The sequence below is a fragment of the Candidatus Poriferisodalis sp. genome (assembly GCF_965205175.1).
GTDB lineage: Bacteria > Actinomycetota > Acidimicrobiia > Acidimicrobiales > Poriferisodalaceae > Poriferisodalis.
Genome location: NZ_OZ242038.1, coordinates 1,186,521 through 1,199,298, shown reverse-complemented (window position 1 = coordinate 1,199,298; position 12,778 = coordinate 1,186,521). Strand labels below are relative to the sequence as shown.

At 67.7% G+C, this 12,778-nt stretch carries 8 protein-coding genes and 1 tRNA gene; 4 read left to right on the top strand and 5 right to left on the bottom strand.

The genetic code is table 11. The annotated features are described in order from the left end of the window. Nucleotides 1–124: 124 nt before the first annotated feature. Nucleotides 125–2,878 carry a fibronectin type III domain-containing protein gene (locus ACOGI4_RS05335; RefSeq protein ID WP_419842889.1) on the bottom strand — a complete coding sequence of 918 codons (2,754 nt, stop codon included), beginning with the start codon at nt 2,876–2,878 and terminating at the stop codon, nt 125–127. On the opposite strand from ACOGI4_RS05335, the gene ACOGI4_RS05330 reads away from it, so the two are divergent. Further along, complete coding sequence (locus tag ACOGI4_RS05330; RefSeq protein WP_419842888.1) at nt 2,859–3,161, top strand: hypothetical protein; 303 nt, start codon at nt 2,859–2,861, stop codon at nt 3,159–3,161. The two genes, ACOGI4_RS05335 and ACOGI4_RS05330, sit on opposite strands and share 20 nt — an antisense overlap. Before the next feature lie 420 nt (nt 3,162–3,581). After that, nucleotides 3,582–6,239, top strand: coding sequence for a M1 family metallopeptidase (locus ACOGI4_RS05325; protein ID WP_419842887.1), 2,658 nt, complete (start codon nt 3,582–3,584; stop codon nt 6,237–6,239). Between the two features lie 114 nt (nt 6,240–6,353). Here ACOGI4_RS05325 and ACOGI4_RS05320 read toward each other — a convergent pair whose 3' ends face one another. From ACOGI4_RS05320 to ACOGI4_RS05310, 3 genes are all read right to left on the bottom strand, one after another. Next, nucleotides 6,354–7,244 carry a cytochrome c oxidase assembly protein gene (locus ACOGI4_RS05320; RefSeq protein WP_419842886.1) on the bottom strand — a complete coding sequence of 297 codons (891 nt, stop codon included), beginning with the start codon at nt 7,242–7,244 and terminating at the stop codon, nt 6,354–6,356. Nucleotides 7,245–7,260: 16 nt separating this feature from the next. Further along, the gene (locus ACOGI4_RS05315) at nt 7,261–7,962 is read right to left on the bottom strand and encodes an SCO family protein (protein WP_419842885.1); all 702 of its coding nucleotides are present in this window, start codon (nt 7,960–7,962) and stop codon (nt 7,261–7,263) included. Between the two features lie 274 nt (nt 7,963–8,236). Then, a complete protein-coding gene (locus ACOGI4_RS05310; RefSeq protein WP_419842884.1) occupies nt 8,237–9,553 on the bottom strand; it encodes a transporter substrate-binding domain-containing protein in 1,317 nt (438 codons plus the stop codon). 662 nt (nt 9,554–10,215) lie between these two features. Between ACOGI4_RS05310 and ACOGI4_RS05305 the strand changes: the two genes are divergently transcribed. Next, nucleotides 10,216–11,688 (top strand): HNH endonuclease, encoded by a 1,473-nt coding sequence (locus ACOGI4_RS05305; protein ID WP_419842883.1) that lies wholly within the window; start codon nt 10,216–10,218, stop codon nt 11,686–11,688. A 38-nt stretch (nt 11,689–11,726) separates the two neighbouring features. On the opposite strand, the gene ACOGI4_RS05300 is transcribed toward ACOGI4_RS05305, so the two are convergent. Beyond that, nucleotides 11,727–11,799 (bottom strand) — tRNA-Ala (locus ACOGI4_RS05300). 342 nt (nt 11,800–12,141) lie between these two features. On the opposite strand from ACOGI4_RS05300, the gene ACOGI4_RS05295 reads away from it, so the two are divergent. Continuing rightward, nucleotides 12,142–12,633, top strand: coding sequence for a redoxin family protein (locus ACOGI4_RS05295; RefSeq protein ID WP_419842882.1), 492 nt, complete (start codon nt 12,142–12,144; stop codon nt 12,631–12,633). Nucleotides 12,634–12,778 lie beyond the last annotated feature (145 nt).

Below are 12,778 nucleotides of genomic sequence, written 5' to 3'. Positions count from 1 at the left end.
CCTGGTTGGTGAGATGATTCGCCGCCTGCTCGTTGGGGGCTCGCGGTGGTGGCAGCGACCTGTCGAGCTTTGGGCTGCGGCTGGCGCGGGCGCGCTCGGCCGGTACGGCGGGCGGGCGGGGATTTTATGGGGTGGTCCACCAGGCGGTGCGGCGTATGGGTGACCAGCGTTTGCAGGCCTCGGAGTACGCCACGACGCTGACACGCAGCCGGTACCCGGCGCCTGCGGCTGTGCCGGTGAGGGCGACGGTGCGTGTCAGGGTGGGACTGTTGGACTCGAAGGTGCCTGCCGCGACGCGTTCGCCGGTGGTCATGTTGTACACCTCGTACGCGTAGCGGACGCGTTTCGCGAAATGCGGCTCCCCCGGACGGGTGTACGCGCAGCGAGAGTCGCGTCGCGCGTCGCTGATCGCGGCCGGCTTGGCCCAGGTGAGGGTGACGCGGTCGCGTCTGGACGTGTCCACGCTCAGGTCCCGCACCGGCGTCGGCGCCGCCAACGGCCGCTTGGGCGGATCTGGCGGGTCGCCTGTGGCGGTGACGGTGAACGTGCGGGCTGCGGGCGGGGAGAAGCTCCAGCACGCTGCGCTGTAGGCGTGCACCTCCACCGTGTACCCGACGCCGGGCGTCAGTCCGGTGACCAGCCAGCTCGTGACGCCTGAGAGCACCAGCGACTCCGCCACCACACGCCCCGCGCTGTCGCGTACGCGCACCAGATACCCCGACGCCCCGCAAGCGCCGCCGGCGGGCGCAGACCACGACACCAGCAGCACGCCGCCCCCCGACACAGTGCGCACCCCCGACGGCGCCCACGGCCTCCCAGACACCGACACACCACCAGAACCGCCCGAGCCTCCGCCAGAACCGCCGCCCGAGCCTCCGCCCCCGCCGCCAGAACCGCCTCCGCCGCCGGAGGGGACCCTCGGCGCCGTCGTAGCAGTCGCAGCAGTCGTCGTCGTAGCACCAGCCGTCGTGGTCGTCGCAGCAGTGGTGGTCGTTGTCGTGGCAGCAGTAGTCGTGGTGGTGGTGGTTGTTGTGGCGCCGACGGTGTGGGTGGCCCAGTCCGACCACGGTCCCCACCCGTTGGTGTTGCGGGCCTGGATGCGCACCCGCCACCTGCCGTTGCCGATCGCCCCGACCGGGCCCCACGCCGCGGACGTCGTGGAAGCACCCGAGCTGGTGATGTTCACCTGCCCCGACCGCGACCCCGCCGGGGTCTCCCACTGGCGACGGTACAAATTGATCGTCGCATCGTTCGGGTTCGTCCACGTCATGTCGAACAGATTCGACCCCGCACGCCGCGAGAACGACAGCCCCGTCGGCTTCGCCGGCACCCCCGCCGCAACCGTCGTCGACACAGAAGTCGTGGACGTCGAGGTGGACGTGCTGCTGGTGGCGGACGTGGTGGTGGTGGCGGTCTCGCCCTCGCCTATGCGGGCGCTCACCCAGTCCGACGCGGCGCCCTCGCCGTTCGCGTTGAGGGCCTGCACACGCGCCCTCCAGGTCCCGTCGCCGATGCCCCCGCTCGGAGTGAACGCCACCGTAGTCGTCTCCGCGTCCGAGCCCGACACCGTGAACCACCCCAACTCCGTCCCGTCCGGTTTCCGATACCTGTACCGCCAGCTCGTGATCGACGAATCACCCGGATCGGACCACGACAGATCGAACGTGTTCGTCCCCGCACGCCGCTCCAAGGTCACCCCCGACGGCTTCGGCGGCAACCGATCCGACGAACCCCCGCCCGAGGAGCCCTCGTCGTCGTCCACGATCGCGAACGCCGCCACCCCCAGCACCGAGGTGTCCCCGTCCGAATAGCCCGCCCGCAGGTACACCGACTCGTGCCTGTCCTCGTCGACCTCGTCGCCCAGCACCCCCAACACCAACGACCCCTGCGTCTCCCCCGGGGCGATGCTGATCGTGTCCCCGTTCGGCCAGCAGTAATCCGCACCCGACGACGGCGAACTGCACGACGTCGACGAATCGTAATTCGAGTTCACCGTCGCCGTCTGACCCGACACCGCCCTCACCCTCACCGACCGGCCCCCCACCGGCGCAACAGCAGGCAACGTCACCGACAGGGTCACATTCGTCGTCCCCGAATCGCCCTCCGTCACCAACACCGGACTCGCACGCGCCACGATCACATTCGCGGACGTCCCCGGCGCGTCGCTCTGCGGATCCGACTCCTCGCCGTTCCCCGCAGCGTTCACCGCCCGAATCTTCACCCAACTCGCCGCAGACGCAGGCGCCAAAAACGTCACCGTCGACGCACCCGAACCCGCCATGTCCACCCACCCCGTCGCATCCCTCGCCGCCTGACGCGAACCCTGCGTCACCACATACTGATACTTCTCAATCGACGAATCACCAGGATCCACCCACAACAACCGCAACCCACCCACACCCCGCACAACCACAAAACCCAAAGGCTGCTGCGGCACCGGCGAATTCGCACCATCATCATCCACGACGAACAGCCGAAAAGCGCCGCTCATGTAGGTCGGGCCGGAGCCGGACTTCGCGTGTATCACATACGCTTCCCGTCTGGCCTCCTGGGTCGTGTCGCCCAGCACACTGAACACCAGCGTTCCCGACGTGGCCCCCTCAGCGATGGTGAACGTCGTCCCATTCGGCCAGCAAATGTCCGCTGTCGCCGGACTCGGCTCAGAACACGACGTAGCCTGTGTGTAGTTGTCGTTCCCGGTCACCGCATCGCTGCCAGGGGAGGGCACCAGAGCATCGACCCGCACACTTCGACCCCCCTGCGGCGCCGCGGACGGCAGCGTCACCGTCACAGTCACATCCACCCGGCCCGAGTTGCCCTCCGGCACCTCCGCCGGCGCCGCCGACACCGTCAACGTATTGGCAGCAGTCTGCGCCACAGCAGAAAACACCCCAGACGCCGCACCCCCGCCCGACCCGTTCACCGCCCGAATCTTCACATACCTGAGGCCGCTCGACGTCAACGTGAACGACGTAGTGCTGGCACCAGAATTAGCCATAGCCACCCAAGACGTCGACGCCGACACCGTGTCGGGGGCGGCGCCTGCCACGTACTCATACCTCGTGATCGACGAATCCCCCGGATCGTCCCAAAACAACCCCACCCCACCCGCAACACCGAAAATCACCAAACCCTTCGGCGCAGCGGGCGCCGACGACTGACCGGCCACACCCACCGGCACCACCGCCACCACCGACGCCGCAACAACGACTACACCAACCAGCCCCCACAACACACCGCCACGGCGCCCACCAACCCCAGCCGCGGCACGCGGCCGCTCAACCAGCCAACCAGGCACCCGACCCCCCCCCCCCCCGCAGAGGTGGCTCACCAAGCTCGCAGCACGACCACGACCCGACATCGACACTCCTTCAGCGCCCCTCAGCGTCTTCGACGCAACACGCGCAGACTAGCCACATCCCGACTACAGCACGCCCAGCAGCGTGATCATACCGTTGCAGCTCAAGCAGTCGGAGACGCAACGTGCATCGCCATCGCGACACCAGGGCAGGGTTGGAGCGGGCGCCTCCGCTTGGTCCACCGCCTGAACCGGGTGCATCCGCATCGGTAGCGTGCCTGCCGTGACAAGCCCGACGGTCAGCACCAACAGCGCAGCTGCGAGCGACAGCTCCCGAAAGCGTGACGCGAACCCCTATCGGCTGCCTCGGGACGTGCAGCCGATTCGCTATGACCTCGTCATCGAGCCGGACCTCGACGCAGCGCGATTCGCCGGCCAAGTCGCCATAGCCGCGACCGTGCAGGCACCCGTCGACAGCGTCACGCTCAACGCCGCCGAGCTCGAATGCCGCGACGCAACCCTGTGCCAGGGCGATCGGACGACGGCGGCCGAGATCTCCTTCGACGCCGAAACCGAGCGGATGACGCTGCGCCCAGCCGACGGTCGCCCGCTGACGCCCGGCAGCCTGCGCATCGACTGCTCGTTCGCGGGAGTGCTGAACGATCAGCTGCGCGGCTTCTACCGCTCCACGTTCGTCGACGAGGCGGGCGTGACGCGCACGATCGCCACGACTCAGTTCGAGTCCACCAATGCGCGGCGGGCGTTCCCGTGCTTCGACGAGCCCGACTTCAAGGCAGTCTTCGGCGTCACGCTGATCGTGCCGGCCGAACTGATGGCGGTCAGCTGCGGGGAGCTCGTGACCTCGGAGCTGATCGATGGCGGACGACGGCGCGACACCTTCGCCGACACCATGACGATGTCCACCTACCTGATGGCGTTCATCGTCGGCGACCTCGAAGCCACCCCGCCCGTCGACGTCGGCGGAGTCCCGCTGCGGATCGTGCATGTGCGCGGCAAGGCAGCGCTGACCGAGTTCGGATTGGAGGCCGCCGCGTTCGCACTGGAATGGCTGGTCAGCTACTACGGCATCGACTATCCCGGCACCAAGGTGGACCTCATTGCCGTGCCGGACTTCGCCTTCGGCGCCATGGAGAACATGGGCGCCATCACCTTCCGGGAGACACTGCTGCTGGCCGATCCGCGCACGGCCACCACCGCCGAACTGCTGCGCATCTCCGACGTGATCGCGCACGAGCTCGCGCACATGTGGTTCGGCAACCTCGTGACGATGGACTGGTGGAACGGCATCTGGCTGAAGGAGGCGTTCGCTACGTTCATGCAAGTAGCGACCACCGATGCCTTCAGGCCGGAGTGGAAGCGCTGGGACGAATTCTCCATCGAGCGCGGAGCGGCGTTCGACGTGGACGCGCTGCGCACGACCCGCCCCGTCGAGTACGAGGTGGTGTCGCCGGCAGATGCCGAAGGCATGTACGACGTGCTGACCTACGAGAAGGGCGCCGCGGTCGTGCGCATGCTTGAGCAGTACCTCGGCCCGGAACGCTTCGCTGCGGGTGTGCGGCAGTACCTCGTCCGCAACAGCTACGCGAACACCACCACCACGGACCTGTGGGATGCCCTCGAAGCCTCCAGCGGCGAACCGGTCAGGGCGGTCATGGACGGCTGGATCTTCACCGGCGGGTATCCGATTCTGACGGTCGCATCACACCGTGACGGACTGCAGATCGCCCAGCAGCGCTTCGTCTACGAGTCCGGGAATGCAGCGTCAAGCGATGCCGGCGCCTCTGGCCAACCGGACGCAGCCGGCCAATCCGTCGACCCGCGCCCGCCGGAGGCCTGGAGCGTGCCGGTCATGGCCCGCGCCCGCCTGCTGGACGGCAGCACCGTTGAGCGACGGTTCCTGCTCAGCGATTCCTCTGCCACCCTGGACCTCGGCGGACCTGTCGAGTGGGCAGTGGTCAACTCTGGCGGCCACGGCTACTACCGCGTGCGCTACGACGGCGAGCTGCTTGCCGCCGTCGCACGGCAAGCCCTCGAGGTGGCCGACCCCATCGAGCGATACGGCCTGGTGGACGACACCTACGCGGCAGTGGTTGCCGGCGACGCCAGTGCTGCAGAGTTCATAGAGCTGGTGACCGATCTGGGGGCCGAGTCCGACCTGCACGTATGGCAGCGGATGATCGGCGGGCTCAAGGGCCTGCATGCGATCGCCGAGCCGGCCGGACGAGATGCGCTTGCCGTGCTCATGCGTGACCTGACCACGACCGCTCTCGGAGTGCTGGGCTTCGAGCCTCAGCCGGACGAACCCGATCTGGACCGCGAGCTGCGGGGGGTGCTCTTCGAGGCGGCAGGCGGCCGTGGACGCGATGAGCTGGTCCGCTCCCGCGCACGCGAACTCTTCGAAGCAGCAACGCAGGGCGGGGCCGCGGTGGAGCCGAACTTGGCTGCGGCGGCGGTGCAGGTCACCGCGGCCGCCGGAGACCACACCGACTACGAACAGATGGTCGAGCTGTACCGATCGGCCGACACGCCGCAGAGCGAACTGCGCTACCTGCAAGCGCTCCTGCTGTTCGCAGACGCCGATCTGTTCGGGCGTACGCTCCGTCTGTTCGCAAACGAGGTTCGCACACAGAATGCGCCGTATCTGCTCGGTGCCGCGATGACGCACATCGACTGCGGGGCCCTGGCTTGGGCATTCATTCGGGATCGATGGGCGGAGCTGACGGCCAGGTTCCCGCAGAATTCGATCCCACGGATGGTGGGCGGCGTGCGGGGGCTGCACACACGTCAGCTGGCCACGGAGGTCGCAGCCTTCTTCGCTGAGCACCCAGTGCCCCAGGGGACGCTCACCGTGGCCCAGCACATCGAGAAGATGTGGGTGAACGTGCGACTGCACGAGCGCGAAGGCACCCGCATCGGCTGATGTTCGGCCGCCCGCCTCGACGGCCCATGCGGCCCGGCGACGAACTGTGGCTGTCGGTGCGAGCGCTGGTCGCGTCCGGCGCGCTGATCGTCGCGGTGGTCTACTGGGCGCTGGTCATCGCTGACTGAGCGGCGGCCTGGTCTGCGGCGGCCTGATCCGTGGCGGTGTGGCCCGCTCGGGAGCGGCATGCTTCGACTCGTCGGCCCATCGCAGCATCATGGCGATGATGGTTCCCCAGACAATGGGTATCCCGCCCAGCTTCATGATGAGTCCCGCCAGCTGCTGGTCCGTCGCAGCATCGAGGCCATAGAAGCGCGGCGCCAGTTCGTACGTGGCATAGAGCGGGAAGCCCGCAAACGTCAAGAAGCCCGCCGGCACCGCGGGGACGACTCCCAGCGCCAAGAACAGGTAGGTCATCTTCGACGGGTAGGCCCGCAGCCGGTGTTCGGCGAGCGGCGAGCAGATCGGCAACCACACGAGCAGGCCAGAGGCCAGCCACACCGCGTCCATGGCGAACGAACCGAACTGATTGGACCGCAGCGTGTCGGTCACCCACGGCGAGTGCGTAGCCACCAAGCAGCCGTTGAACACCAGTGCTGCGACGACCGGTCTGCTGAGCCGTGAAGTGAAACGGTAGAGCCGCAGCTTGGCCAGCATCCTGCGGGCCATCGGCTCGGGCATGCCCAGCACCAGCAGCGGGGCCGAGACCAACGTGTACAGCATGAACTGCACCATGTGAGCCGATGCCAGGTAGCCGGTGCCCAGCACGCCGAGGGGCCAGTCCGATGCCACCCAGAACGCGGCCACTCCGGCCAAGAAGCACCGCGTCTGCCGACGCGCCGCCGCGGACTCAGCCAGATCGAGCGGAGCTGTGCGCTGCGTGTTTGCCTTGCGCCGAGTGGCCAAGTACGGGATCGCGAGCGCCAGCGACGCTGCCCACACGCCCGGGTAGGCGCGCCACGCCCACGTCCAGGGCACCTCCAACGCCGAGCACCAGAATCGCACCGGGTGACAACCTAGGTCACAACCCGGCGTTGGCCGGTGCGTCGGGGGCGATGGCCGCGAGGATCGGCAGGTCGTGGTCGAACTGAGTCTGGCGCGTCGGATGCGGGTACTGCGCGTAGCCGTAGCCGTTCGGGGCAAAAGCGAAGACGCGGGCGTCGTGAGCGATGTCGTAGTCGACGTCGCCGTGGGCCATGTCGCCGTGGGCCATGTCGTGGTCTGGGGCGGCATCGCCTCCTGCGGACGCTGGGGCAGCAGTGGTGGTCGTGTCGAAGACCTTGATGGAGGCCAGTGCTCCCAGCGCGTTCTGCAGGTCCGTCAGCTGCTGCTCGCTGCCGGGTATGAGCCCCACGAAGTCCTTGCTGAACTGGTCGAGGTACGCGCGCAGCACCTCTGGCGTGTCCCGCTGCGGGTCCACCGTCACTGCCAGCACTTGCACGTTCGGGGGCGCTCCTGGACGGCGCAGCACGCTCGCCAGCTGCGCCAGCTGCACACCGCAGATGTCGGGGCAGTTGGTGAACATCTGGTACACGAGTCGGACCTGTCCGGGCGTGTCCGCGGCCAGACGGAACTCGTCGCCGTTGGTGTCCGCAAACGTCATCTGGGGCACTTGGCGCAGCTGGGATGCGGGCACGGCCAGTCCTTCATAGCGCGACGCGCGCTCGCCGCCGTTCCTGCTGCCGCACGCGGCCGCCATCAACACGACGAGCACGAGCGCCACCGTCGCAGCACCCCGCGGATGCGCACCGCCGCGAACGCCGCGACGCATGTCTGCGCTTCCGCGAGCGCCGCTTGCTCGGTCTTTCTCGGCTGGTTCTCGCAGACCGGGCTCTTGCTGCGTCCGCCATCGCTCCATGAGCCGGCTCGCACACCATCGCATCGCCGTCCGAGGATAGGCAGCGGCAGTCCGGGCGCAGACTCGGCCACCGAAGCACCCCGCTGCTCGCCAGCGCAGATCGGTGCATGCCTGTGCAGGCACCTACCGAGGGCCACGCTCAGCGCGCCGGCGGCGCGTAGATCAGCCCTCCTTGGGTCCAGCGTGCGTTGGGTGTGCCCGCCCGCTGCAGCCCCACCGGCGCGAGGTTGCGGGCGTAGATCTCGTCGTAGTTGCCGACCTGTCGAACTACCTCGTAGAACGCGTCCGCCGCCACGCCCATCTTGGTCTGCAGCTCGCCCTCGCCGCCCAGCAGTCTCACGGCCTCGGCGTCGAGCTCGCCGGCGCCGAGCAGATCATCCACGTTCCGCGAGGTGATGCCCTTCTCGTCGAAGATGATCGTGGCGTAGATGGTCCAGTTGACGATGTCGCCGAACGTGGACTGGTTCCGCACATACACGGGGGCCAGCGGTTCTTTGGAGAACGGCGCCGACGGGAAGATCACCCACTGCTGGTCGCCTTGCTGGCGGGCTTTGCGCCCCACGAGTCCCGAGCCGTCGGTGGTCATCAGATCGCAGGTGCCGTTGACGAAGCTGTCGGTGGTGATGTCCAAGTCCTCGTAGGTCGCGAGCTTGATCTCGACACCTGCAGCATCTGCGGCGTCCGCGATGTTCTTCTCCGTGGTGGTTCCCGCTGTGGCGCAGACCCTTGCGCCGGCGATGTCCGCGACGGTCGAGGCAGCGGTGAACCCGTCGCTGACGCGCCCCATGAGCTGTTGGCCGTCGTAGAAGGTGACCGGCGCGAAGTCGAAGCCCAAGTCCCCGTCGCGGCTCTGCGTCCAGGTCGTATTGCGCACCAGCACGTCGATCAGTCCCGTCTGCAACGCCGTGAAGCGTTCAGCCGACGTCAACGGCACGAATCTGACCGCATCTGCGTCGCCGAGCATGACGATTGCCAGTGCGCGGCAGTAGTCGGCATCGAAACCGGTGGTGCTGCCGTCGGGCTGCGTCTCTGAGAACGCCACCGCAGCGCCGTACACGCCGCAGTTCAGCACGCCCCGCGACTGCACCGTCTGGAGCAGATCTGCATCCTGGGTCGCTCCAACCGGCACCGGTGCGAGCGGTGATGCGTGCCGTGACGCGTCTGGGTCAGCATCCGGAGCGCCAGCGCCGTGCCTTTCGGCGTCTGCGTCTGCCGCAGCACCGGTGCCACAGCTCACCGCCAGCAGCACGGCCGCGATGGCGAGCCCCCGGCGCTGGGCGGTGTTTCGCCAGCACCGTCGCGCTGCGTCTACAGCCGCAGCGCCTTGAGTACGAGCTTCGGCGCGCTGGGCCACCACGTGGACCGTGTCCGCTCGGTTGGTGGTCCGAACCCAACGCAACGACATCGCCACATGAGGATACTGCTGTCTCGGATGCGCCGATGCCCATTCGGACATCTGATGTACCTACTCTCGTCGACTGACTCGGGCAGCCGATGACACGCAGAGCATTGCCGCATCACCATATCGACAGCGATGATATCGACAGCGATGAACTGACGATTTGGCGGTGAATTCAAGCAGGAACAACCATCGCAACGGCAGCCGGCAACACTAGGAGCTTCGCAATCAGATTTAGCGACTCGACAGGCGAACTCATTGACAATACGGGGAGGAGGTGCATGCGTATTTCAGCCGTGGATTTGGTGTCATTGCCTAACGTCTCTCGTAGCGTTTGGTTCCCGTGCTGAGCTGGGCTGCCGAGAACTGGCCTGGCGAGCACTGGCCTGGCGAGACTTATGTGTTGCGAGCGCGCCGAGGCTGTCAGCGCGGCATCGTCTGGCATCGCGCAAGCGACCGATAAAGGTTGCTGCACCTACTTGATCGTAGCCGATTTCGCCGTAGCCTGTGTCCAAGTATGCAGCTGCTGTAGGTGTGCAGTAACGGGTATACTCTTTTGGCCGGCCGTCGGGCGTAGATCAATGTGAACGAGCAGTCGTGCGGGACTGTTGGTGGCGTGTACAAGCTCGATATTGTTGAACTCAGGCGAATACCATTTCCATCGATATTGTGTGGCGATTTGGTGTGTGTCATTGTGAAGTTGCTGCTAGAGTGTTTGTGTGTTCTCGCATGTAGAGCAGGCGCTCGATGAGATCGGCTCGGCGCTCGACGCGGTGGAGGACGCGTCCACCGGGGAGCTGCGCAGAGCGTTGTCGGCGGCGAAGTCGCTGCGCAGCCGTGTTGAGCTGCTCGAGACCAAAGCAGCGTCTGTGGTGGCGTCTCGTGAGCGTCACGGCGACGGCGGCGTCGGCTTGTTGAGCCGGCTCGGCGGGCTGTCACGCTCAGAGGCTGTCCGCAAGGTGCGCACCGACGCTCAGCTCGCACAGTTGCCCGCGGCGCGCCGAGCGGTGTCGGCGGGCGAGATCAGCTTCGCGAACGCGTCCAGGCTGACACAGGCGGCACGCTGCGCGGGGCCTGCGGCGGTGCAGGGCTCCGCCGATCTGATGCAGTTGGCCAGGACTTTGCCCGACGACGAGTTCGCCCAGGCGGCGCAGCGCTGGACCGCGCGGCAGCTCACCGCCGAAGCCGCAGCCGAACGGCACGCTCGGCTTCGGCGCAGCCGCAGCGTGCGGTTCTGGAACGGCGACGACGGGTCAGTGCAGATGCGCGGCGCGTTCGACCCCGAGACCGGCGCCCGCATCCAGCACACCCTGCGACACCAAGCAGAACTGTTGCGCCAACACGACCGCCGCCAACACCAACACCAGCAGCAGCACGGCCAACGCCGCACCTCGGCCGACCACGGCGCCACAGCCGGCGACGCAGCAGCCGGCACCGCTTTGCGCACCCCTGATCAGCGCATGGCCGACGCGCTCGACATCCTCGTGACCAGCACTCGCCCGTACCACGATCCCGGCGGCCACACGGCTGACGCGAACACCGACTCAAGCAGCGCCTGCGCTACGACCTCGATCACGACACCGGTCCCCTCACAAGCCAGCGCACCGGCAACAGCTTCTCCCCGCACGGCCAACAGCCCAACCACCGCCGCGTCACCAGCACCCAGCTGCGGCAGTCCCGTCACAGACCGACCGCGACACGGCGCCCCGGCTCGGCTGCCGGCCGGCATGCAGGGGCGCCGTGAGGCGCAGATCATCGTCAGGGCCGACCTCGCAGCACTGCTCGGCGGGCCCGGCGGCGTCGCCGAGATCCCCGCCGGCGGCCCCGTCCCGCCAGCAGTGCTGCAACGCCTCGCATGCAACAACGACCTGTCACTGACCATCTTCGCGGACCAGCTCACCCCGGTCTATGAGACCACCCCCAGCCGCGCCCCCACCGCAGCCCAACGCCGCGCGCTCATCGCACGCGACGGCGCCTGCATCGGCTGCAACGCACCCCCCGCCGACTGCGAAGCCCACCACATCACCCCCTGGTCACACGGCGGCGCCACCCGACTCGACAACCTCGTCCTCGTGTGCTGGTCCTGCCACGACCGCATCCACCAACACCCAAGCATCGAGCCCCGCCACCCCCCGACCCATAACCGCCCCAAGCAGCTGCTCAGCCACTGGCTCGCACTGCTGTGCTTGTAGTGAGCAGGTGGCTGGGGATCACCGGCACGTGGAGGGCGTGGAGGTGAGGGGAGTCGAACCCCTGGCCTCTTCGATGCGACCGAAGCGCTCTACCAGCTGAGCTACACCCCCGACTGCACCACGAGGCCACATAGCGGACGGGCACGGGCGGGTGCCGACACCCCGACACCAAAGCCCCACAGCTCCCGACCCATTACCGCCTCCTGCCGACCTGGCCGGTGTGTGCGCGCCTCGCACGACGGCTGCCGCGCCACCTCTGCCAGAACTCGCATGTCGGGGTGTCCAACACGGCAGCAATGGTCGGCGCTGTGCGGCCATGTCGGCGGGCTCGGCGGAGTCGAACCAGCTGCTCGGCTAGCTGCCCGGGGGCGGCGCGAATCGCCCGGATTTGCCCCGCTGCTTGTTGGCCCGGACGCTGCTGTGACTGGCGTGTTGGGCGGTAGCTTGCCTGCCGTGCCTGACTCGCCGACGGCGGACATCAAGCTGGAGACGCTCAGCGGCCACACCCACACCGTGGCCGAATGGCTGGTGGTCTTCAATCTGATGGGCGTGGTCATCGACCCCTACACCCACCAGAGCGGCTGGATTCTGCCCACCGCCGCACGTCTGTTCGCGGTCTACGAGGAAGCTGACGTGCGCTGTGCGTTCGTGGTGTGCAGCGATGCGCAGGGTGCGCGCAGCTTTCTGGGCCGCTTTGCCGACGACTACCTCGTGCTGCTCGACCCTGAGCGGGAGTTCGTGCGATCGCTGGGTCTTGAACGCCTGCCGGCACTGGTGCATGTCGCCCAAGACGCCAGCGTGGTCGGCGCCGCCCAGGGCTGGAAGCCCGAGGAATGGACCGCAGTGATCGACGGCATCGAAGAGGCCATGGACTGGCGGTCACGCCCGGTGCTGCCCACCATCGACGATCCGGGAAACTTCGAAGGCACTCCGGCTCTGGGCTGACCAGCCACCGCGCCAGCGGTGCCGGGCCGGTCGACTCCCTCGCAGTCGCCATTCTGCATCGCCGCAGCACGCGAGCGGCCGGGCCGCCAGCGCCTCGGCGGTGATGCACCAAGCTCGGAGATCTGCAATGACCGGATTGCGACAG